The following is a 23,969-nucleotide window of genomic DNA, read 5'->3' on the forward strand; positions in this document are numbered from 1 at the left end:
CTAGGCTTCGAGGACTGGTTCATTCGTGCCAGCGACGGGATCATCGCTGGCGATCGCCACGCTCATGATTTCGTCGGCGGTCCAATCTTTTGTCTGGCGTATCTCACGGAGACTGCCGCGCGACATCACGCCGATCGAATCGCAAACGGCCATCAATTCCGGCAGGTACGAGCTGACGAAGAGGATCGTTTTGCCTTCGGCAGCCAACTGGCCCATCATCCGATAGATTTCGGCTTTGGTGCCCACGTCGATGCCTTTGGTGGGTTCGTCCATCAACAAGATGTCGGCTTGTTGATGCAGGATTCGCGCGATCGCAACTTTCTGTTGATTTCCGCCGGACAGCTCGGCGACCGACTGTTCGGGCGAGGCGGCTTTGACCTGCACCCTATCCATCAAGTCGGCCGCGGCACGACGGCGTCGACGCAGGTTGATCCAGCCAAAACGGGTGTAGGGTTTTAGGGTGCCGAGGGTGATGTTTTCCAGGATGGAAAGGTCTTGGGCCAGGCCTTCGCTTTTGCGGTCTTCGGACAACAACCCCAGCCCGGCCCGCATCCGAGCCGGCACGCTGCGACCGACCGGGCGTCCTTCGATCAGGACCCTGCCCGTACAACCGGAGTCCAAATGGAAGATCGCGCGCAGCAATTCCGTACGGCCGGCTCCGACCAATCCGGCCACGCCGAAGATCTCGCCTTGGCGGATGCACAGATCGACGCTGCGCGGATAGGGCACACCCTGCAACCGCTCCACCTTGACTCGCGGCGGTCCGACTTCGTGCGGCACGGTGGGATACAGATCGTCCACGTCGCGGCCCACCATCAGCGAGACGATTCTGTCGTCGTCGACGTCGGCGATCCGGCCGTGTCCCACGTTCTCGCCATCGCGGAGCACCGAGTACAGGTCGCAAACCTCTCGCACCTCTTCCAGGAAGTGGCTGATATAGACGATGCCCAGGCCGGAGGCTTTTAACCGGCGAATGATTTCGAACAACCGCAGCACGTCGCGCTGCGGCAGCGAGCTGGTGGGTTCGTCGAACAGAATGATCCGAGCGTTGCTGACCAGAGCCCGAGCGATTTCCAGCAATTGTTGGGTGGCCACCGATTGGGCGCCGGCGGTGGCTCGGGGGTCCAGGTCCGTCAGGCCGACCGTGTCCAGAGCTTCGCGCACGCGCTCCCGCTGCCGGCCTCGCAGCAGCAGCCCGCCACCGGTTCCCGGTTGGCCCAGCAACAGGTTGTCTTCGACGCTCAGATCCGGCGCCAGGTTCAGTTCCTGGTAGATCATGGCCACGCCGGCGGCGCGGGCATCGCTGGGGCCGTAAGGCTGGTAGGGCTGGCCGCCCATGGTCATCCGGCCGCTGTCCGCGCGGTGCGCACCGCTGAGCACCTTCAGCAGGGTGCTCTTGCCGGCACCGTTCTCGCCGATCAGTGCCAGGGTGTGTCCGGCCGGGACTTCCAGAGAGACATCGCGCAGGGCATGCGTGGGACCGAATCGTTTACTGATCCCAGCCACGCGCAGCAGCGGCTCCCCGGCCGACGAGGAAGGGCTATTTGACAATTTCCGGCTTCAGCAGTTTCTGGATTTCGGGGTCGTCCATATTCTCGGGGGTGGCGACGTATTCGCCGGTGGAGATAAAGTCTTCGACCTCTTCACCCTGGATCGCCGCGACGAGAGCTTTAACCGCTTGATACCCCATTTCGACCGGATCCTGCAGCACGATCCCGCTGCAGGAGCCGTCCTTCAGCCCTTCGATCAGGGCGTCGCTGGAATCGAAGGCGATCAGTTTCACGTCCCCCGTCACCCCCGCGTTCCGGAGGGCTTCCAGCGTCCCGTTGGCATTGGGTTCACAGACGGCAAAGATGCCGGCCAAATCCTTGCCGTGCAATTGCAGCAATTGATCGACGGTTTCCTTGGCTTCGGTCGCACTGTCGCCACCGAACTGGTCGGAGGACACGACGTTGATGTCGGGATATTTTTGCAGGCCTTCCAGAAAGCCTTCTTCACGCTGTTCGGTACTCTCACTGCCGGCCAGGTAACGCAGGAGGATGACGTTCCCCTTTTCACCGATCGCTTCGGCCATTTGATCGGCCGCCATCTGGCCACCTTTGAAATTATCGGTGGCCACGTAGCTGACGATCTCCGGACCTTCGGCCAGTCCGCTGTCGAAGATCACGACCGGAATGTCTTCGGCGATGGCTTCTTCGACGGCTTCGACCAGGCCGCCTTTCTGATTCGGCGCCAGCACGATGCCGTCGACGTGCCGGGTGATCATGTTCTTGACCACTTCGATCTGGCTGCCCGTATCGCTTTCGACGACCGGTCCGCGCCAGATGATTTCCACGCCTCCGACTTCTTCGGCGGCCTGGCGAGCCCCGAAGTGCACGGATTTCCAGAATTCGTGGCTGGTGCCTTTGGGAATCACTGCGATCTGCAGCGCTTCCCCGCCAACGGCTCCGCCCACGCCGGCCTGGTCGGCGGATTTAGTGCAGCCGGCCGACACGGCTAGCATCAACGACAAAACGGCCGACGAGGCGAACAGCAACGCGGGTAGCGGACGTGTCAGAAAACGCACGTGGAAAGCTCCGGAACGAACGGGTGACAAGCGGACGAAAAGGGCGGGACCGCGAACCGTGGCGGCACTCGAATTGTAACGCGAATCCGCCTGCGGGTGTGTCTCGACCTGCCATAATAGTAACGGAGCATACGCGTTCAAAGGAGCTCGCCATGACCGCTTCACGACGTCCCACCGCCGACCGATCGATCGGACAATACCTGATCCAGCGGCTACAGGATTACGGCATCGAAGACCTGTTCGGGATTCCCGGCGACTACGTCCTGTCGTTCTACGGTGAACTGGAAAACAGCCCGATCAACGTGGTGGGTTGTACCCGCGAAGACTGTGCGGGATTCGCCGCCGACGCCTACGCCCGGCTGAACGGTATGGGCGCCGTGTGCGTGACCTACTGCGTGGGCGGGTTCAGCGTCGCCAACAGTATCGCCGGCGCGTTCGCCGAGAAGTCGCCCGTGGTGGTGATCAGCGGTTCGCCGGGGATGAGCGAACGCAAACAAGGGGCCCTGCTGCACCACAAAGTCCGCGACTTTCGCACCCAGCTGGAAGTGTTTGAAAAATTCACGATCTGCGCCGTCGAGTTGTCGGACCCGCTGGAAGCCTTCGCCGAGATCGATCGAGCACTCGATGCCGCCGACCGCTACAAACGACCGGTATATATCGAACTGCCCCGCGACATGGTCAACGTCGTTCCGCCGATGAACCACGTCTACCACGGCCCCGCACGCTCGCCCAACGCCGAAGCCACCGCCGAGGCGGCGGCCGAGGTCGTCCAGCGGCTGAGCCGAGCGGAGCGGCCGTTGATCCTGGCCGGCGTGGAAATCCACCGCTTTGGACTGCAGGACACGCTGCTGGAATTGGCCGAGTCGATGTCGATTCCGATCGCCGCCACGATCCTCGGCAAGAGCGTCATCAGCGAACAACATCCCTTGTTCGTGGGCCTGTACGAAGGAGCGATGGGACACCCGGAAGTCACCGAGTTCGTCGAACAAAGCGACCTGATTCTGATGCTGGGCACGTTTTTGACGGACATTAATTTGGGCGTATTCACCGCCAACCTGGATCCCAATCGCTGTGTCCTGGCCACCAGCGAAGCGCTGCGGATCTCGCATCACCACTACCACGACGTGCCGCTGGACCATTTTCTCGAGGCCCTGAAAGCCGCAGAACCCTCGGCCCGCGGCCGCGCTGTCCCGGACTCGCTGCGCGGCGTCGGCACCGCGCCGGAATCACCGCTGCAGCCGGACAGCCCGCTGCGAACGACGCGGATGATGGCCCGGATCAACCGGCGTCTGGATCCGGATACGATCGTGATCGCCGACGTCGGTGACTGTCTGTTCGCGGCGACCGAACTGATCACCCACGACCGCGGCGAATTCCTCAGCCCGGCCTACTACACATCGATGGGGTTCGGCGTACCGGCCGGCTTGGGCGCGGCGATCGCCAGAAAGGATCATCGCATCATCGTGTTGGTCGGCGACGGGGCCTTTCAGATGACCGGGCAAGAGCTGTCGACCTTGGTCCGCACGAGCGCGTCGGCCATCGTGATCGTGCTGGACAACCACGGTTATGGCACCGAACGGTTCCTGCACCCGGGCGAGTGGAAGTACAACGAGATCCAGCCTTGGGCGTATCACCGTTTGGTCGACGTCTACGGCGGCGGCAAAGGATACTACTGCGAGACCGAAGGCGAGTTCGAAGCCGCCCTGCAAACCGCCTGGGAGGACCACGCCGGACCGCACCTGATTCAGTGCAAGCTGGAGGAGAACGATGCCAGCGAAACACTGCGAGTGCTGGCCGAACGAATGGGCCAAAAGGTAGGTTAACCAGTGGCATAGGCTTCCAGCCTGTGAAAAGTAGCACGGCTGTCCCAGCCGTGAACAGCGCACAGTCTCTTTAGTTTTTTCCGACGCAAACGGAATCGAACCGAACGTTTACTCCCCTCTCCCCGCCGGTTTGGGCAAGTAGTGCTTGCCCAGGCCGGCGGGGAGAGGGGTTGGGGGTGAGGGGCTCCGGTGCAACTGCCTGCAACTCGTTCATCCTGTAGATTTGACGCCTCCCGTATCACTTCGGAAAACAGAAACGAAGGCGCCGCGCGGCAATCCCCCTCACCCCCGGCCCCTCTCCCCCGAATCCTGACTCGCTTAGGCTCGCCAGGATTCGGGGGAGAGGGGAGAAAACGATTTCGATTGATGCAGAGCCGTGCGTTACGGCTTGGCTAGCCAGTGGCTGATGGGTTGGCCGTCGGCCTGATTCCACAGCCACAGCTGGCCATCGTAGCCGCCGGCGGCCACGCGGCCGCTGGCCGGATGCAGCGCAGCGGCCAAAACCCAGTCCTGATGCCCTTGGTAGCGGCGGACAACTTTGTTGCTGGCCACGTCCACCTGCAACACGCTGCCGGCGTTGTTCGCCACCAGGATCAGACCTTCACCCGGCACGGCCGCAAAAGCGTCTCCACCGGCCGCCACGGTGGCCACACGTTTGGTATCGGCCAGGTTCCAGCGATGCAGCTTGGAATCGCCGCCCACCGAAAAGACCTGCTTGCCACCCGGACTGATGACCAGACCACGAACCGCCGCGGCGTGGCCTTGATAGTTGCCCTGCAACTGGCCCGTCTGTGCGGCGAACACCTTGGCCGATTTGTCGCGACTGCCGGAAACGAATTGCCGGCCGTCGTCGCTGTAGGCGACCGCGAAGACCCAGTCGGCGTGTCCGGCCAACTGACGCACCGGCTGCTGCGTTTTGTAATCGACGATCCGTACCAAACTGTCGGCGCCACCGACGGCCAGTTCGTCGGTGCCCGGACGAAACGCCAGGCACAACGCCACATCCGTCGAACGGGCCACCACGCCGCGGATCTCGCCGCTGGCGTAATCGATCAAGCGGACCTCGCCACTGCGACCGGGTTCGCCGCAAGCCACCGCCAACGTCCCGCCGTCGGGGCTGAAGGCCAGGGCAAACGTCCGTTGGCCGACATTCGCGATTCGTCGCTGAAGGGTGCCTTCGGTATTCCAGACCAACACTTCGTGGTAGCCGCCGCTCAGCACCTCGCTGCCGTCGGGGCTGAAAGCGACGGCGGTCACGGGCACCGCTGCGGGGTACGTCTCGGGTGGATCGGGATGCCGCGGCGGCGGAACCACCAAATCCAAGGTCTGTTCGGGATCGTCGCCATCGAACGCCGCACCGGCCGCAAGCCAGTCGCGGAACCGTTGGACTTCCGCTGCGCCCAGTGGTTCGGCGTCCGCCGGCATCCGCTCGCCGTGGTCGTCGGTGGTCAGCCGGCGCAACAGCTCACTGGGTTGCTCAGGATCGGTCGACACCGGTACGGCTTCGCTATCGCCGGCGACCAACAGTTCTTTGTAGGTGTCGACGCGGTACCCGCCCTCGGCCGTGTTCGCGTTGTGACACGCCACACAGTGCTGCTTTAGCAGCGGTGCGATCTGGCTGCGAAAGCTGACCGCTGCGGCCGGCGTTTCGGTCGCCGGTGCTGGTGCGTCTTCGGCAACCGCACGTTGTGCACTCGGCGAGCCCACCGCGTTCAGGATGACCAACAGAGTAGCGCAGGCGAGTCTGCCAGTTCGGTAAAGGGAAATCGATGTCATCGGCGGAGCGTTCAAGATTCGGAGCGCGGGATCAATTCTATTCTGTCTAACGTTTACTCCCCTAATGCTGGAACAGGAACTCGTCGGTATTCAGCAGCGCCCAACACACGTCTTCCAAGCCGGTTGCCGGGTCGCCGGCGGCGCGGCAGTGGGCAAGCGCGGCATCGCGTTCGGCGTCGCTGGGCGGTCGACAAAAGGCGGCGTAATACAATTCGTCCAGCACCTGCTCGAGACTCTTTCCAGCATCCAGAGCACGGCGAAAGCGATTGTTGGGATCGCTCAGCCGAGCGTGCACCGTGGCTCCGTTGAACAACTCGATCACCATCCCCAGGTTCGACTGGTCGGTGCGTTCGCAGGCGCACACCGTGCTTCGTTCGGGCTGGCCAAACGCTTTCAGAAAGTCGACCTTCACCACGTCCGGGGCGGGTAACTGGGTGGCCCGCATCTCAGCGGGCAACTTGCCCAGTTTTTGCGTGGTGCCTGTGAAATGATTCAGCGCATCGAGCAACTGCTCGGCGGTCAACAGTCGCGGCGTCTGATGCGAAAAGTAGATCGTATCCTGGCGGTTGAATTCGTTGGCCTGGGAACTGGCCTGGTACGTCTGGCTGTTGAGGATCGTGCGGATCAGGTGTTTGCGATCGAAACCATGGCTGGCAAAATCCGCGGCCAGGGCTTCGAGCAGGGGCGCATTGGACGGCGGATTGGAGTCGCGGAAGTCGTCGATCGGATCCACGATGCCGCGGGCAAAAAGTTGGCTCCAGATCCGGTTGGCTTCCATGCGGGCAAAGTACGGATTCTCGGGATCAACCAGCCAATCGACGAACACATCCCTTCGATCGGCATCGCCCGGTACGTCCACGCTGCCGCGCTGAGGCAACCAGGGCCGCATCTGTTGGCCGGTACGCGGCTGGGTGACTTCGCCGCTGGAGGAGGTATAGACGAACATTTCGCCGGGCCGCTGGGTGCGGCGCCGCTGCACTCGATTGAAGAAGGCCCCCAGACCGTAGTAATTGTCCTGCGTCCAACGTTCGAAGGGATGATTGTGGCACTTGGCACACTGCAGCCGGGCCCCCAAAAAGACCTGCGAGATCGATTCGACGCTCTCGTTCATGTCGCTGGCGGCGCGATAGAAATTCGCCGGCGGATTCGCCAGCGTGCTGCCGCTGGCGGTCAGCAGATCCGCGGCGAACTGGTCGTAGGGTTGGTTCTCGCGCAGCGACCGCTCGACCCAGCGGTGGTATTTGTAAACGCCTTGCTCGCCGATTTGTTTGCTGGTCATCCGCAGCAGGTCGCCCCACTTCAGCGCCCAGAACTTGGCGTACTCGTCGCGTTCGAGCAATCGATCGATCAACGCCGCACGCTTGCCCTCGGCGGGATCACTCAGGAACGCTCGACTCTCCTCCACCGTGGGCAACAATCCGGTCACATCCAGGTACACGCGCCGCAGGAATTCGGCATCGCTGCACCGCTGCGAGGGCAGGTACTGCAATTGTCGCAGTTTGGCGTACACCTGTTCGTCGATGTAGTTGGCCGGCTGCGGCGCGGCCCACTGAAAACCGGGAATCTGCTCCACAAACATCAACGGCACCGATTCGATGTGTTCCAGAAACCGCACCAAAATCGCCGCGTCACCGCGAGCGTGCGAGTCGACGCGTCCGTCGGCGGTTACCGTGGCCACGGTGGTATCCGAAGACTCATACGCGGCCAGGTGCGTCACGTCCCGCGACGAACCATCGGCGAAGTGAGCGGTGACCGACAACTGCTGGCGGTCGCCCAGAGCGAGCACGCGTTTCTCACCCGGCAACACCTCCAAGCGCACACAGCGAGGCGTTTCGGGCGGATCGGCCTCGGCCCCTTCGGCAATCCACGTTTTAAGGATCTCATAGGCGGGATCGTCGGCTCGCAATTGTTTGCCGCCGCCGTGCGCGACTTTCATCGTCGGCTTTAACAACAACAGACTCTGTTCCGGTTCGATGCGGTTGATCCGGCGGCCGAACTCTTCGCGGATCAACGTCAACCGATCCAGCTCCACATCGAAGGCGCGCAGCGACAAGCGAAACATTCCTTTGCCGCTGGGCGAACCATGGCAGGCGCCGCTATTGCACCCTTGCTTGGAAAGCGCCACCAGCACTTCGGATTCGAAATCCACACGGCGGCGTGAGGCCAAGTCGGCGACCCTGACCGGAATGACGCGGCGATGCGGTCCCAGCGTGACAACGATTTCGGTTTCGCCATCCGCTCCGGGACGCACCACCGCACCGAGGGCTTCGGCAACGTCAGGATTCGCGCTTTGAATCGTCACCTGGTGGGTCCAGTCTCGCACCGCACCGTCGGCGTCTACCCCGGTAACGAGGATCTGCTGGCGATCGCGCGCATCACCAAACGCAATTTCGGCAGGATGCACTTGGATCTGCTGGGGCAGGGCCGCCAAATTAACTTTGCTGGACTGTCCATCGACACGAATGTCGACGCCATCAAACTTGCTGGACGCCTCGGCTCGCAGCACCAACGCCGCGTTCGAATCCGCCTCGGGGGCCACCGTCACATCGACCGTGACCCGATCCTGGTCCGCGGCAACGGTCACCGATTCCGGAGCGGTCAGTCCGGCGGGCAGATCGGTCCAAGCGATGGTGACCGGTTGCGGCGAACCGCCCTCGCGGATGACGCGCAACGTCACCGGATACGTCCGGCCTGCGATCCAATCATCCGGAGCGTCGATTTCCAGTGCCAGCGGGTCGAACCACTGCACCGGCACGCTGACTCGGTCGATCCGCCCGCGATTTTGAAACTGCGAGAACACCAACAACGGCAATTCGGCAACATCCTGCCGCTGGGCGGCATCGCGGGTGAAGACGGCATCGTATTTGTCGGCCTCCGCTTTCAGTTCCAGCTGCCAGCCGGCCGGTAGATCGTCGGCGAGGATGGTCACCGGAGCTTTGAATGCGGGTTTCAGCCGCTTCAGCGAGAATGATGCGGTGAAGCGATCCACAGGCCGAGCCAACTTCAGCGGTTCGGCTTCGAGCGTGACATAGGGTTCGCGGCCCGCGACGCCCGCCAACTGGATCACTCCATCGTGATACGCCGCCGGGAAGGGTACGTGAGGCGTTTTCACTCGGGCGAGGGCCGTGCTGGTGATCTGTGTGGCCCGGGCCGGGTCATCCGGGCGATGAGCCCACAGGGAAACCAACGTCAAACGGTCCGGGGTGTAGGTTTCGTCGGCGGCGATGAACAGTTTGGCTTCGGTCGCCTTCGCGGCAATCCGCGGATTCACCAGCCGCAGTCCCGGGGGCGGGTCGGGCCAGCGCACCTCGATCGGGCCATCGTATCCAAAACGCGAGATCTGCAGATCGATCGCACAGCCACCGTTGGTCGGTTCGAGCCAAAATTTCTCAGCCGTCTTGGCGTCGGCTTTCAGAGCGATCTCGAAGGATCCGGCGGGCAACACGTCGATCCAGTAACCGACGCTCGGCCCCCCCCGCTGCAACAGGTCCGATACCTCCAACTCATAGACGGCGTCCTCGGCGAACGTGTAATCAAACCGCCACTCATCGCTGTTATCGACAGCCGTTTCGGCGACCACCTCGCCGGCAGCACTGCGAAGTCGCATCTGCAAGGCCGCGGAAGATCGCAGGCTGCGCGTGCGAGATTGGAAACGCACGGCCCTTCCCTTTTGTCCTTGGATCGCAAACCGATCGCTCTGTCCCGCTTCGCTCAAGCGACCGCTGATTCCCACCGGCACGCTCAGCGGCGTGGCGGTATCGGCCGACGCAGCCCCCTCAGCCGGCTCGACAAACTGGCTGCGGGGGCTGACTCGCAGCGGAACCCAGGCCGAGGATGCGCCGTCGGCGCGCCGCGTGGCAACATTCACGGTCGTGGCCACGGGCCCGGTATCGTACCGCACGCTGGCGTCCACCGCGGACACGCCATCGCGAGTCGCAAACCGAACGGTGGTGGGCTTTCCGGACTGGACGGCCAGCGGATAAGCGTGCTCGAGCACCGGGAAATCACCGACGCGCAGGTGATAACGTCCGCCGGGTGCGTACCGGCTGTCCCGCACCTCCAGGATGTATTGGCCGGCCTCGGCCGTGGTAAAGCTGAACCGGCAGTCCGGACCGACCGGGTCGTCATCGGCGCGGTGCACGACCGTACCGTCGGCGGCCAGCACCCGCACCAGCGGATCCATGGGCGAGGACAAGGGTTGGCAGAGCACTTCCACGGCCACGCGCTGGCCGGCCGCAAGAGTTAATTTGTAGTGATCGCTACGATCGCCCTCGCCGACGCCCGAGACGGCGGCCAGGTGTTCCAGCGGCTGTGCCGATTCGAGCGTGTGGTTGACGCCGCTGTCGGATTCCGCAGGCAGATCATCCACCATCACCACCAGCGGCGCGGGCATCCCATCGGCCGTGGCGGTCCACAGACCTAGCGGTCCCAGCGGCGCGTCGTCGGACAAGGTCAGCACCACGGTGGCTCTCTCCGCCTCGGCGGATTCGATCTCCAAGCTTGCGCCCGGGTGATTGGTAGCCACGCGGAGGCCGGCGTTCAGCCCCTTGCCGGAGAGCGTCAAGCGCGTTGTCTGCCCCGGCTGGCACGCTCGCGGCTGGACGTCGTTGACCGCCGCGTGGACGGCCGTCGTCATCAGGCACACCAGCGCAAGGTTCAGGTACCGCAGCGGCAACGAGGGTCGCATGAAAAGATCCTTCTTGACGTGAACCTGCGTCGCGCAGGTCTTATCAGGCGGGAGGCGAGGGAGCACCTACGGTGCGGAAGGACGCGCATTATAGCCCAAACAAGGGCCGCCGTCTCAACCATCCGTCCGGCCGACAGTGGCGACCCCATCGAGCCCGGTGCGGCTGCCTGCCCCTAATCCTGGCCGACGATCTCGGCCAGTTTCGCTTCGAGCCGAGCGACGATCTCGGGATGTTGGTCGTACAGATTGTTTTGCTCGCCGCGGTCCTCGCCCAAATGATACAGCTGGCCGGCCGGATCGCCCGGCCCGGGCTTGATGAAACCGGGCCGCGTAAAACCTCCCGAACCGAGACCGGTGATCAGTTTCCAATCGCCGTCGCGGATGGTCATCAGCCGGCCGTTGCCGCTGCGCATCACGACCGGGGGCCGCGTCGAATCCGGCGGATCGGTCTGCAACAGAGCCGGCAGAAAGCTGTAGCTGTCCGGTCCGGCTTGCGGTGGCAATTCCACGTTCATCAGTTCGGCGAACGTGGCCAACAGGTCGGTGAAATTGATCACCCGATCACAGCTCGTCCCGGCGGGCACCCGTGCCGGCCAGCGGACGATGAAGGGCATGCGGTGACCGGCTTCCCAAGCGTCCGCCTTCATCCCGCGCAGGCCCGCCGCACTGTCGTGTCCGAAACGCTGGACATCCTTCGGATACCAAGTGGGACCGTTATCGGAAGTGAAGATGACCAACGTATCCTTTTGCATTTCGTGCTCCCGCAGCGATGCGAGCACGCGTCCGATCTGGGCGTCGACCATCATCATGAAATCACCGTACATGCCTGCACCGCTCTTGCCCACGAAGGCTTCGTCGGGCAACCACGGGGTGTGCGGCGCGGGGTAAGCCAGGTACAGCATCAGCGGCTTCTCCGCAGCCGACGCGGCCGCATGCTGGTCGATCACCCGGATCGCCTCGTCGGTGAAACGCGGCAAGACGTCTTCCAGTTGCAAGTTCGGCGCGATCCCTCCGGCTCGCCAAAAGGCTCCCTGAATCGGCGACCAACCTTCGCTGTTGTTGGCCGCGATCTGTTCGCTCGGCGGCATCACCGCACGGTCCCCGCGAATATAAAAATAGGGCGGGATATCGGTCGACGCGCGGATCCCAAAGAATTGGTCAAAGCCACGGTCCACCGGACCGCCGGCCAGCGGCCGATCGTATCCCTGTTCCTCAAAACCCACGTGCCACTTACCCACCATCGCCGTGGCATAGCCTTGCTGCTGTGCCAACGAGGCAATCGTCATCTGATCCGGTTCGATCAATGCATGCTCGCGCCAGCGGCCGACCTGTGTGCGAAAGGGGTAACGTCCGGTCAGCAGACCATAGCGCGACATGTGACACAGCGGACCGGGGGCGTGAGCGTCGGTGAAGCGCATGCCTTGGTGCGCTAGCGCGTCGATGTGCGGCGTGGGGATCTTCGATTCTGGATTGAAGCAACCGGGATCGCCGTAACCCATGTCGTCGACCAGGATCACGAGAATATGAGGACGGTGCGCATCGCCCGCCGGCTGGGCGGCGTCGGCTGGCTGGGCGGCGTCGGCCGTAGCGGTCAACGTCGCTGCGACGGCGAACAGGATACTCAAGACAAGCGGCGGAGAGGGGCCAAAACGCATCGCTTTGCAACGCTCCTGGATTCAAATGGAGGGACAGTCCCTCCGAAGCAGTCGTTGCGTCCGAGGGCGGAGGGGTCCCATCCTATTAGGCCGTTTGCTGCGGTGCCAGTCGCGACAAGGTCGCGTGGCGGTTTCAGAAAGTAGCTCGGCTGTCCCAGCCGAGAGGTTGGTTATTCACAGGCTGGAAGCCTATGCTACTGTTCACAGGCTGGAAGCCTATGCTACTGTTCACAGGCTGGAAGCCTATGCCACTGTTCACAGGCTGGAAGCCTATGCCACTGTTCACAGGCTGGAAGCCTATGCTACTGTTCACAGGCTGGAAGCCTATGCCACTGTTCACAGGCTGGAAGCCTATGCCACTGTTCACAGGCTGGAAGCCTATGCCACTGGAAGCCTAGGCCACGACTCGGTTGACGAACTTCAGGACGCTGGTCAGCCCCATCAGCAGGACCACACCGCCGGCGCCCAACAACCCCAAGCCGGCCAATCGCTCGGCGACTTCGTGCTCGCGCCATTGCCGGTCGACTTCGTCGCGAAAATCGGCATCGAATACCAACTCGGTCGCGTCCTCGTACATCTCGCCGTTGCTGGTCGTCACCACGCCGCTGTAATGACGCGATGGGTTGACCAGATGGGCATCGATATAGGCCTCGTCGAACCGGATCGCCTCACCGGCCTGCTCGGAGCCGGCCCATTGATTCACGTAAGCTTCGACGGCCAGCTGTATTCGCATCTGCAAACTCTCCCGGCTGGCCTCCGGGGTCAGCGAGGGCACAGAAACCACCGGCCAGCGATGACGCTGGCCATCGAGCTGCGGATCCTCGCCGATCCAGCTGGGGCGGTCGTCGGGATAGATCTTGTGGTCCAGCGGCGGGACCGAAAGCTCGCTGGGCTGGTCCTGGTTGTCCGTTTCGGCGCCCGCCTGCGTTTCGGTCGACGTCACCACGGCCTCTTCGCGAATGGTCGCCAACGAACTGCCTTCGGCAAAACAGGCTCCCACGGCCAGGGCCACACACAGACCGGTTCCCAGAATCCGACTGCAGAAGGAAATTTCCAAGGGATTTGCAGAAGTCATTTGCTCAGGCCTCGATGCGTGTTGCGTGGTAAAGTTTTCTGGCTCTAAGAGAATCAATGTATTTAGACGTTTACCCATATAGAAAACTGTTTGAGTCACCTGGTTTTGAGTGTTAAACCAGACTTGTCGTTGGCGAAGTGGTTGTAGGGACTCGCACGCGTGGGTTCTCCCAGGGGGCGGTCAACTGCAGCACCAAGGCGGTGCCGCCGGCGGCCAACATGCCCCAGGGCTGCGGGATGGGCAACAACTGGCTGATCCCCCATTCGACCACCACGGCCACGGCGATCGCCCACAGGCTGACCCGCCGAGTCCGCAGAGGATCCGTGTTCTTCCACCATCCGACGGCTCCCATCAGGATGGCAAAGTGCGCCATCATCGCGACCAAGCGCGGGGCTCCATCGAAATAAAAATTCTGGGGCAGGTCTTCGATCACATGCTCGGCCAGCGGACCTCCGCCGACGGGCAGCATCAGAAATTCCGACGCGGCGAACGCAAACGCACCGATCATCGCACCCACACCCGACAGGACCAGGCGCCGCGTGACGCCCTCGCCTTCATCGCGTTCCCACAGTTTGCCCATGCCCAGCATCACCAACGAAGCCACGGCGACGGTGGCGGCGGTCAGGGCGTAGGGAGCGATATTCAGCGGCGTGATGACCGTGTCGCGCAGGCCCACCAACGCGGCGACCAACCCCAACACCGCGGTCGTGACGACCGCGGCAGTGCTCGATCCGCTTAATTCTGTCAGCCGCGTGAGGCTGCGTTTGGCGCCCAGTTCGTTGCGTTTGTACTGCCGCCACTGCTTTATCGAGAGCGGACGCGGTCGCCGCGCGGCGGCGACGGACATCTGATGAGCTTCGGCGTAGGAAGGTTGCCGCCGCACACCCAGCACCATTTGGCGAACGATGTAATAAGGAACGTAGACGATTGCCATCACCGACAGCACGGGCAGCAACCATCCGGTGTTTACCATCACCAGGCCAATCGCCATGATCATCAGCGCCAGCCGCGTGCCGGGGTACGACTCGAGGCTCTTCCACCACCGCGCGAGGTCACCCAGCGAACCGCGGAGGGCTCGGGCGAGCGGCTCTTCGCCGGTCGAGGCGGCGCCGGCAGGCACGCCGCCGACGACCGTTCCCAGCGGCGCGGGCCGACCGGCGGTGGGCCGGACCACGCGAGCTCGAACCGGCGTTTCCTCATCCGGCACAGGACTGGTGCCCGTAGGCGCGGAGCCGACCGCATCCTCCGTCTCTACCGGCGGCGGGACGATCGCCGTTGGCGGCCCCGGGGTCTTGGCGACGAAACCGTAAGCGTCCAATTCGATTCCCAGCGGACGCACCATTTCGGCGACCGACTGCGGACGCCGCTGAGGGTCCTTTTCCAACGCCCACTGGATCACTTCGCGGAACGGCGACTCGATGCCGCTCAGATCCGGGGTGGCCGTCAGGTGTTTCATCACGATCTCGTGACTGCTCTCGCCGTCGAAGGGTACGCGACCGGTCAGCAGTTCACACAGGATGACGCCCATCGCGTAGATATCGATCTCGCGACCGTACTCGCCGCGGCCGATTTCGGGGGCCATGTAGTGAAACGTACCGATGCTTTCGGTGTGCCCGCCGCGGCGAGAACAGGAGATGAATTTGCTCAGCCCATAGTCGCCGATTTTGATCGTGCCGGCGTCGTCGAAGATATTGCCGGGTTTCAAATCGCGGTGAACCAAACCGCTGGCGTGCAGGTGAGCCACTCCGGCGGCCAGTCCGGCGAAGCAGCGCAGCGTTTCTTCGTGGGACAACCCTTCGGGCGCGTCATCCAAGACTTCGCGCAAGTTTGGTCCCGCGATGTATTCCATCACGACCCAGGCCTGCTCGTCATCGTCGCGGCAAACGTCGTACAGTGAAACGAGGTTGGGGTGTTTCAGGTTCAGGCAGTGCGAGACGCCCCGCAGCTCGACCTCCAGGTTTCGCTGGATTCGCTTCAGGGCCACCTCTTTGCCGGCCTGGCTGACCGCAAAATACACCTCGCCAAAACCGCCCATGCCCACGCCACGACGGATCGTGTAGCGGTCCAAGGGCGACGTTCCGCTGGCATAGGTAAAGTGCATTTTGGGCGTCTGGGCGGAAAGGGGTTCGTCCGGACGGGCAATATGGTCCGAGGTCGGGGTATCGGCCGCCGAGGGGTGCCCCATCAGGCGTCGTCCCTTTTCTAGTGTACCGGCAAGGGCGGCCATGACAGGATTTTCTCGCTTATGAGGAGCTTGCGAAGGGGAAGTGCTATCTTCCAAGGCCCGAGATTCGGGCCGAGAGGGCGCGCCGGGATCGCCCGAGTCTGCTGGGGGTGCCGCGGTGGCCGGTTGAAAGCGGTTCATAGCGACTCCAGTAGAAACGAAATGCCCAGTCCCTCCAGCCGGCGGCCGGGCGTCAACGCTCGCCAGGATTCGCCAGCGGCGACCGGTTTGACCTGCCACGCATCCTGCCGCCGCATCATCACCAGCGGTCCTTCGGCGTGGGAAACGCGCACGTGACAATCGTCCGTAGGCCCCAGCACCAGGGTGTCGTCCAGCCACAACACGGCATCGACGTGCGGGCGAAAACGAGTCCGCCGATCCACTCGCAAGCGGGCCGACCCCGACAGGGGGTGCGGAACGTCAAAGTGAAAGGCGACCCCGGAACCTAACTGAAAGCGATCGTCGGACCGCAGGAAGGCCGATTCGTGAATCCGCTGCGGACCCATCTGCACTCGGCCGTCTCGCGGGGCGAGCACATAGCGACCGCTGTGCCGCGACAGTTCCGCTTCGCGGCGACGCAGGTCCGCCTGCACCGCGACGACCGTCTGGCCGTCGTCGTCCACCGCGACGCCGTTTGAACCGCCGCTTGCCGGTCCGCCGAGCAAAAACCGCGGCTGGTCGAGCAACAAAAAACCGCCGCCGCCATCAACCCACAGCAGCCACGAGCGCGGCGAGGCGGTCGGGCCGGGAGAGTCGTTGGCGGTTGGCAGCGTCATCATCGAACCGTTGGCTTGGTTTGAAGGAATCGAACCGCCGCGGTGCACGGGCCCGCGGCGGTCAAAAACAAAGAACGCGGTGGCGGTTTCTCTCACCCATTCGCCGGGATTTACTGCACCATTTCGATGGTCACCAATTGTTCACCGTCTTCGGCAGGGCCCTCGAAGTAAGCCGAGATTTCGTCCAGCAATTCCGACTGATCCGGCTCGTCCAAATCGATCCCGCCGAAGTACTGCGTGTCGACCGCCATAACCTCTTCCTCGACGTCGATTCGCGTGGCGATATCATCGAGCAGTTCGCGGGTTCGCGACAGCTGGCTATCGTCCAGGTTCAGGCTCGACGTGGTCTGTGCGACTCGCAGGGCCGACAATCGAGCCTGCAGGTTTTCGACTTCCACTTCCAACTGACGCTTGGCGCTCAGCATCGCGTCCATCCGTTCGTTGGCAGCGTCCAGAGAAGCTTGCCGGGCGACCAACTGCTGCTGCAGTTTGTCCACCGTTTGGCGCTGAGTCTTGAACCGCTTCCAGCGGGCGCTCAGGTCGTCGCGGACCTGGGCCGAGGTGTAGGTTTTGCCGGCGTAGGTGAAGCGATCGTCACCTTGCTTCAAATCGGCGCTCAGGCGTTCGATGTTCCGCTGGGCGTCGCCCAGGCGGTCGCTGGCCTGGTCGACTTGGCGTTCCAAGCGAGCGGTCGCGATTTTCTCGCGGGCGATTCGTTTGGCGTTCTCGGCGATCTCCGGCTCCAGGTCCGTAATCATCTGCCGCGCCCGATCGATTTCCCATTCCATGGGGATCAAGTCCTTGGTCGACTGGCTGACCTTATCGGCCGCCAATTGACCGTAGCTCCAAAGCCCGGTGCCCATAACCACCCCCGAAAGCAGGGTTACGGCCGAACCGACAAGCAATATTTTCTTAAGCATCTGTGTGTCCTCGATTGCGAAGAAAGCAAGGTTTTGAACCATTCACAGGGCTATTCGCCGCCGAGCGGGCGATCTTTGCAATTTTTGCAAAAAAAGCTCGCGAATCGGTTTCGCTGGACTTTCCCGGCGGAGTGTGAGAAACTGAAACGACTTGTCGCGGGACCTTGCCGTCTACTCTCTTAATCTCTCTTCCCGGAGCGGAATGATGCAGAAGCGTCTGCAAGCCGGCTTTACGCTGGTCGAACTGTTGGTGGTGATCACCATCATAGGCATCCTGATGGGGCTGGCCCTGCCGGCGATCAACATGGCGCTCGAAGCGGCGCGCCGAGCCACCTGCAACGCCAACCTCAAGGGCATGAGCCAGGGCGTGATCGGTTACCACGGCTCCAAGGATTCGATGCCCAAGTACGTTAAAAGTTTCGGACAGTACACGGCCACCTCGCCCGATCCGGCCGACCCCGGCAGCACGCCTTCGGCACACCACAAGTTGGGCGGATGGCAGGTTTCGATTCTGGGCCACATCGATCAACAACCCACCTACGAGCGTTGGAACGAGGACCGCTATCCGCTGCTCACCGCCAATGCCGGCAACGCCGGCCCGAACGGCTACAGCAAAGCCACTGCGCCGACGCTGGAAGTCTTTCAGTGTCCCAGCAACCCGTTGTTCTCCGACGCCATCGGTCCCAACAGCTACGTCGCCAATACCGGCATGGCGGCCGACCCGGGCAACCGGTACTTTGCGCCACAGCCGCCGGCATCTACGACGGCCTTCGCTATCAGCCAATCCAAAGCCAACACCATTTTTAACAATGGGCATAGCGCTTATGGCGTTCCAGCCGGACCCAAGGTGCGTATGGACGACATCGACGATGGGCTGACCAACACAATGCTGTTGTCGGAGAATGTTCAAGCCCAATCGTGGCATCTGGTGGGTTTCGGTTCCGGCCTTAACCACCTGGACCCGGACAACAACCTCAGCACGCCGGCACCCTACCCGGTGGCTTCGCGTTACCTGCAGGGCATGGTCTGGCACTACTTCGACAAGCAGGGTGCAGGCGGTGCCGGTGCCGTCGCCGCCCCTGAATACCAGATCAACGGTGGCGATACGTTGTTCACGCCGATGAACAACGGCAACATGGCCGTGCTCGCCCGGCCCTCTTCCGAACACGCCGATGGCGTGAACGTGGCGATGGCCGATGGTTCGACGCGGTTCATCACCGAATCGATCGACTACCGCGTGTACCAAGCGCTGCTGACGCCCAAAGGCAAATCCAGCAACGTTCCGTTCCCGGAATACGTGCCCACCGACGACGACATGTAAGACTTGGGCCGCAAACCAGACAACGCACCCGAGACCGATTGCTTACCCAACGCCGGCGTTTTCGAACGCCGGCGTTTTTTTATGGGTCGGACCAGCGGACGGCACAGCGCAGACGGTGTGGGAGCGTGGCTTGATAATGGAGCGGTTTGCGAGAGGAGGCGGGCACGCTTCATCGCGCACCAGCAACCCACCTCGTTTCCTCCCCTCTCCCCCAAAGCGCCGCGAGCGTCAGCGAGTGAAGTTTTGGGGGAGAGGGGCCGAGGGTGAGGGGGAGCGTCAACGCAACCACCTGTCACGCTCCATCATTTAAAACCGAGCACGAGCGCAGGTACAAGTACGAGCACGAGTACAAGCACGAGTACAAGCACGAGTACAAGCACGAGTACGAGTACGAGTACGAGTACGAGCACGAGCACGAGCACGAGCACGAGCACGAATCCAACCAACAACCAACAACCAACAACCAACAACCAACAACCAACAACCAACAACCAACAACCAACAACCAACAACCAACAACCAACAACCAACAACCAACAACCAACTCTCCCCACGCCCCACACCCTCGTCGCGATCGATTAAACTGGTCGGCGTTTCCCACCGGCCCTTGTTGTGGCTTGCCCCCACCTCGCTCCTCCTACTGGCTGAACCGCTATGCGCCCCCCTCGTTGGCTGACGTTCTGTGCCCTTCGCCCGCCTGCTGTGTTTCTCCTGTGGACGCTGCTCTGCGCCGCCTCTGCCGTGGCGCAGGATTCTGCGTCCGGAGATCCGGCGTCCGCGCCGGACTCGCCTGCTTCCGAACCGCTTCGTTTGGCTCGTTTCGATCTGGATGCCACGCCGCCGGTCGGTTCGATGATGGCTTACGACCGAGTGGTTCGCCACGACGAACTGGGGCTGCGCTGCCGCGGCATCGTCCTGTTGGGCGCCGAACAGCCGATCGTGCTGTGCGCGATCGACTGGATTGGCGTCGGCAACGAATCCCAGGACGTGTTCAAGCGAGTTCTGGCCGAAGCGGCCGGGACGACGCCCGAACGAGTGGCCGTCCACGCCCTGCATCAGCATGATGCCCCACGCTGTGACTTCGGGGCCGAGCAGGTGCTGCACGAAGCTGGCATCAGCGATCTCGGTCCGCATGACGCATCGTTTGCCCGCAGCTGGCTGAAGAAATTAAAACCGGCCGTCGCCGCCTCGCTGGAGCAGACGGTACCGATCACGCACGCCGGCTTCGGTGTTGCAAACGTCGAACAGGTCGCCTCCAACCGCCGGATCCTGAATGATCAGGGCGTGGTGCGGGCGGTGCGTTACACCACCTGTACCGACCCGGACCTGCGTGCCGAACCCGAAGGCGTCGTCGATCCGGAGCTGAGCGCGCTGTCGTTCTGGAACGACGACCAAAGCGTCGCCGTGCTGACCTATTACGCAACGCACCCGCAGAGTTACTACCGCACGGGGGTCCCGAGCAGCGACTTTCCCGGCATCGCCAGGTTTCTGCGCGGCCAGGAGTTGCCGACCGCCCTGCATGTGCATTTCACCGGCGCGGGCGGCAACATCGGAGCCGGCAAGTACAATGACGGCAGCAAAGAGAATCGCGTGCTGTTGGCCGGTCGCGTCGCCGCGGCGATGAAACAGGCGTTTGACAACACGGAGCGATTTCCCTTGTCGGCCCAGGACATCGGCTGGACCACTCAGGGCGTCGCCCTGCCGCCTGCCGAACATCTCGACGCCGACGCACTGCGGCAACAGCTCAGCGGGCCGACGCCGACCAACACCATCCAAGCCTCCACCCGGCTGGCCTACCTGCGGCGCTACGAACGAGGTGAAAAGATCTTGCTGCAGTGCTTGCGGGTGGGCGACGTGCGCATCCTGCACCTGCCGGGCGAGTTGTTCGTCGAATACCAATTGGCCGCCAAAGCGATGCGCAGCGATCTGCACGTGGCCATGGCTGCCTATGGTGATTACGGCACCGCTTACATCGGCACGGCCGAAGCGTATTCGCAGGGCGGTTACGAAACCAGTCCGCGAGCCACCTGCGTCGACCAGCGGGCCGAACCGATCCTGATGGACGCCATGGCCAAGCTGCTCGAGGCCGCTCCGCCGGCACAGGCCGCAGCGGCCCGCGCTCCCCAAACGAAAACCAATACCGAAACCAACACCAACATCAACACCAAAACCACCAACGCAGCGAACCACACGGAGACCGCCGAATGAACGGGATTTACAAACGGGGACCATGGAAACGGGGACGACGGCAACAGAACCGATGGTCTCTCGGGGCCGTGTGGATGATGGCGATCGCGGCCGGTATCTGCGGCCTGTCAAACCTTCAACGCCCTAACACGCTGCGGGCCGAGGACGATTTTGCGGATCAGCTGCCGCGAATTCCCTTTACGCCCGCCGACGAGACGCTGAAGCATTTCACGGTGGCCGAAGGCTTCGAGATCGAACTGGCCGCGTCGGAACCGCTGGTCAACAGCCCGGTGGCGGTCGAGTGGGATGCGTTGGGACGGATGTTCGTCTGCGAGATGCGTGGCTACAGCGAGGACCGCGATGACGGGATCTCGCGGGTCAGCCGCTTGGAAGACCGCGATGGCGACGGTGTCTACGAACACCATGTGACGTTCGCCGACGGACTGCTGTGGCCGACAGCAATCTTTCCATTCAAAAATGGACTGTTCGTGGCCGACGCCCCGCACATTTATTTCTTTCGCGACACCGACGATGACGGTGTCGCCGACGAAAAACAAATCGTCCTGACCGGCTTCAATACCTCCAACGTCCAGGGCTTGTTGAACTCGTTCCGCTGGGGCCTGGACAATCGCATCCACGTCGCCTGTGGCACCGTGGGCGGCAAAGTCCGACGCTGGCAGGACCCTGAATCGACCGCCGTGGAAGTGCGCGGTCGCGACATCGCTTTCGATCCGGACACCTACCAGTTCGAACGGACCAGTGGCGGCGCCCAGCACGGCATGTGTTTTGACGACTGGGGCCACAAGTTCGCCAGTTCCAACAGCGACCACATCCAACAGATCGTCTATGAGGATCGTTACGTCGCCCGCAATCCCGATTTGAAAGCGCCGCCTGCGCGGCAATCGATCGCGGTCGACGGACCGCAGGCCGAAGTCTTTCGCACCAGTCCCGTCGAACCGTGGCGGATCCTGCGGACACGGCTGCGGGTCAGCGGCGAGGTTCGCGGCGTTGTCGAAGGCGGTGGACGTCCGGCCGGTTACTTTACCGGTGCGACCGGGATCACGATCTATCGCGGTGACGCCTGGCCGGAGCGCTGGTTGCAAACGGCCATTGTCGGCGACGTGGGCAGCAATCTGATCCATCGCAAACGCTTGGTCACCGACGGCATCGTGTTCGATGCCCAGCGGATTGATCCGGACAGCGAATTCGTCACCTCGCGTGATATCTGGTTTCGTCCCGCACAGTTCGCCAACGCTCCCGACGGCTGCCTGCACGTCGTCGATGTGTGTCGCGAAGTGATCGAACATCCGGCCAGCCTGCCGCCGCAAATCAAAAAGCACCTGGACCTGACCGCCGGTCGCAACGCGGGACGTATCTACCGGATCAAGGCCGAGGGTCATCAGCGGCGAGCCGACCCGAACCTTCGCGACGCGTCGACCGCACAGCTGGTCACGACGCTTTCGCACCCCAATGCCTGGCATCGCGAAACCGCGGCGCGACTGCTGTACGAACGCCGGGATTCCTCCGCCGTGCCAGGGCTGCGAGAAACCGTCACGCAAGGTGATTCGGCACGCGGCCGGATGCACGCCTTGTATGCGCTCTCCGGCCTGGGCGCCCTGGACGAAACCGTGCTGGTCACCGCCCTCGGCGACACGCACCCGCAGGTTCGCCGGCACGCCGCCCGCCTATCCGAGCCCATGCTGGCGGAAAGCCCCGAAGCCTTGGTAGCGGCTCTGTTGGACCTGGTGGAAGACCCGTCGCTGGAAGTCCGTTTCCAAGTGGCGTTCACGCTGGGCTACCTGCCGCCCGAACAGCGGCTCGCCCCGCTGGGACGCCTGCTGCAGAACGATCACCAGAATCGCTGGATGCAAATGGCGGTGCTCAGCTCGCTGGGCGAATACACCGACCGATTGTTCATCGAACAGAGCCAACAGATGGGTGCCGAAGCCGGATTCCTGCTGGACGTGCTGGGCCAACGCATTGCCCAGCGAGCGCAGGACGATCCGCGGCTGAACCGGGCCCTCGAGGACCTGCTGGCCCAGCTCCGCGAAGTGGCTACCGATTCGGACGCGCCGCTACCGCGTCGCCGGGCGGCCGTGGAACAGCTGCGGCTGGACGACTTCGCGTCGCTCGAGCCTCTGTTTGCCGAACTGCTGCACAGCAGCCAACCGGCCGACCTGCAGCAGCAAACCCTGCAGACGATGGGCACGTTTCGAAAGGACGCCGTCGCATCGATGATGCTGGACGTCTGGGATCAGTTGAGCCCGCGGCTGCGGGAGACGGCCTTCGAGGTGTTGTTCTCGCGTCCGCAGTTTGCGCTCGCCTTGCTCGATCGTGTCGAAGCGGGTGAGCTGTCGGTCATGGAGATTCCGGTAGCGCGTCTGCAGTGGGCGAAGAAGTCGCCGGAAAAATCGCTGGCCAAGCGAGCGGCAAGTCTGCTGGAAAAACGCCAAAGCGGCGGCGCCGTCGACAGCGATCGTTCGGCCGTGCTGGCGCGGTACCGCCCGGTGCTGGAGCAGGCGGGCGATGTGAGCCGCGGCCGGATGGTGTTTCGCAAACACTGTGCGGCTTGCCATGCGGCCGAAGGCGTCGGCCACGAAACGGGCCCCAAACTGGCGACCCTGCAGGCACGCGGCCGCGAAGCGATCCTGGTCAATCTGCTGGACCCCAACCGCGAGGTCAATCCGCAGTACGTCAACTACATCGTGCTGACCGCCGATGGGCGTACGCTGACCGGAATGATCGTCTCGGAAAGCGCCAACAGTATCACGCTGCTCCGCGGCGATGGGGCCAGCGATACGGTGCTGCGACAGGACATCGAAGAACTGCAAAGCACCGGCGTGTCGTTGATGCCCGAAGGGCTGGAAGAGAACCTCGACCAGCAAGACGTTGCGGACTTGCTGGAGTACCTGATGCAACTGAAATGACCCGGGCGGTCGAGGCGATCCGGTGCCGCTAC

Annotated in this window: 13 protein-coding genes; 4 read left to right on the plus strand and 9 right to left on the minus strand. The window is 63.0% G+C overall.

Annotation, left to right across the window (positions count from 1 at the left end):
* Both GE027_RS01105 and GE027_RS01110 read right to left on the minus strand, forming a co-directional pair.
* Positions 1-1,551, minus strand: coding sequence for a sugar ABC transporter ATP-binding protein (locus GE027_RS01105; protein WP_153555316.1), 1,551 nt, complete (start codon positions 1,549-1,551; stop codon positions 1-3).
* Positions 1,541-2,566: an ABC transporter substrate-binding protein gene (locus tag GE027_RS01110; protein WP_237607151.1), complete on the minus strand. Its 1,026-nt coding sequence runs from the start codon at positions 2,564-2,566 to the stop codon at positions 1,541-1,543. Before GE027_RS01110 ends, GE027_RS01105 begins: the two co-directional genes overlap by 11 nt.
* A 152-nt stretch (positions 2,567-2,718) precedes the next feature.
* Between GE027_RS01110 and GE027_RS01115 the strand changes: the two genes are divergently transcribed.
* Entirely contained in the window at positions 2,719-4,389 is a 1,671-nt protein-coding gene (locus GE027_RS01115) for an alpha-keto acid decarboxylase family protein (protein WP_153555317.1), read from the plus strand.
* A gap of 381 nt (positions 4,390-4,770) precedes the next feature.
* Here GE027_RS01115 and GE027_RS01120 read toward each other — a convergent pair whose 3' ends face one another.
* The 7 genes from GE027_RS01120 to GE027_RS01150 form a co-directional block, all read right to left on the minus strand.
* The gene (locus GE027_RS01120) at positions 4,771-6,114 is read right to left on the minus strand and encodes a c-type cytochrome domain-containing protein (RefSeq protein ID WP_162006521.1); all 1,344 of its coding nucleotides are present in this window, start codon (positions 6,112-6,114) and stop codon (positions 4,771-4,773) included.
* Positions 6,115-6,226: 112 nt separating this feature from the next.
* Complete coding sequence (locus GE027_RS01125; protein WP_153555319.1) at positions 6,227-10,852, minus strand: DUF1549 domain-containing protein; 4,626 nt, start codon at positions 10,850-10,852, stop codon at positions 6,227-6,229.
* A gap of 173 nt (positions 10,853-11,025) precedes the next feature.
* Positions 11,026-12,477 (minus strand): sulfatase family protein, encoded by a 1,452-nt coding sequence (locus GE027_RS01130; RefSeq protein ID WP_237607152.1) that lies wholly within the window; start codon positions 12,475-12,477, stop codon positions 11,026-11,028.
* Positions 12,478-12,901: 424 nt separating this feature from the next.
* Complete coding sequence (locus GE027_RS01135) at positions 12,902-13,582, minus strand: hypothetical protein (RefSeq protein ID WP_153555321.1); 681 nt, start codon at positions 13,580-13,582, stop codon at positions 12,902-12,904.
* 112 nt (positions 13,583-13,694) lie between these two features.
* The gene (locus GE027_RS01140) at positions 13,695-15,809 is read right to left on the minus strand and encodes a serine/threonine protein kinase (protein WP_237607153.1); all 2,115 of its coding nucleotides are present in this window, start codon (positions 15,807-15,809) and stop codon (positions 13,695-13,697) included.
* Between the two features lie 134 nt (positions 15,810-15,943).
* Positions 15,944-16,678, minus strand: a complete 735-nt coding sequence (locus tag GE027_RS01145; RefSeq protein WP_162006522.1) for a hypothetical protein — start codon at positions 16,676-16,678, stop codon at positions 15,944-15,946.
* 14 nt (positions 16,679-16,692) lie between these two features.
* Complete coding sequence (locus tag GE027_RS01150) at positions 16,693-17,502, minus strand: hypothetical protein (RefSeq protein ID WP_153555323.1); 810 nt, start codon at positions 17,500-17,502, stop codon at positions 16,693-16,695.
* Between the two features lie 202 nt (positions 17,503-17,704).
* Between GE027_RS01150 and GE027_RS01155 the strand changes: the two genes are divergently transcribed.
* The 3 genes from GE027_RS01155 to GE027_RS01165 all read left to right on the plus strand — a co-directional run bounded on the left by GE027_RS01155 (position 17,705) and on the right by GE027_RS01165 (position 23,937).
* Entirely contained in the window at positions 17,705-18,823 is a 1,119-nt protein-coding gene (locus tag GE027_RS01155) for a DUF1559 family PulG-like putative transporter (RefSeq protein WP_153555324.1), read from the plus strand.
* A gap of 810 nt (positions 18,824-19,633) precedes the next feature.
* The gene (locus GE027_RS01160; RefSeq protein ID WP_202617291.1) at positions 19,634-21,031 is read left to right on the plus strand and encodes a hypothetical protein; all 1,398 of its coding nucleotides are present in this window, start codon (positions 19,634-19,636) and stop codon (positions 21,029-21,031) included.
* The gene (locus GE027_RS01165) at positions 21,028-23,937 is read left to right on the plus strand and encodes a PVC-type heme-binding CxxCH protein (RefSeq protein ID WP_153555325.1); all 2,910 of its coding nucleotides are present in this window, start codon (positions 21,028-21,030) and stop codon (positions 23,935-23,937) included. The genes GE027_RS01160 and GE027_RS01165 overlap by 4 nt, the downstream gene beginning before the upstream one ends.
* Positions 23,938-23,969 lie beyond the last annotated feature (32 nt).

The organism is Roseimaritima sediminicola (genome assembly GCF_009618275.1).
Classification (GTDB): Bacteria; Planctomycetota; Planctomycetia; order Pirellulales; family Pirellulaceae; genus Roseimaritima; species Roseimaritima sediminicola.

What these genes read in the sequence shown, in the direction of transcription:
- GE027_RS01150 (WP_153555323.1), bottom strand. Translation starts at nt 17,502, where the DNA reads ATGCTTAAGAAAATATTGCTTGTCGGTTCGGCCGTAACCCTGCTTTCG.
- GE027_RS01115 (WP_153555317.1), top strand. Translation starts at nt 2,719, where the DNA reads ATGACCGCTTCACGACGTCCCACCGCCGACCGATCGATCGGACAATAC.
- GE027_RS01165 (WP_153555325.1), top strand. Translation starts at nt 21,028, where the DNA reads ATGAACGGGATTTACAAACGGGGACCATGGAAACGGGGACGACGGCAA.
- GE027_RS01140 (WP_237607153.1), bottom strand. Translation starts at nt 15,809, where the DNA reads ATGGCCGCCCTTGCCGGTACACTAGAAAAGGGACGACGCCTGATGGGG.
- GE027_RS01125 (WP_153555319.1), bottom strand. Translation starts at nt 10,852, where the DNA reads ATGCGACCCTCGTTGCCGCTGCGGTACCTGAACCTTGCGCTGGTGTGC.
- GE027_RS01135 (WP_153555321.1), bottom strand. Translation starts at nt 13,582, where the DNA reads ATGACTTCTGCAAATCCCTTGGAAATTTCCTTCTGCAGTCGGATTCTG.
- GE027_RS01155 (WP_153555324.1), top strand. Translation starts at nt 17,705, where the DNA reads ATGATGCAGAAGCGTCTGCAAGCCGGCTTTACGCTGGTCGAACTGTTG.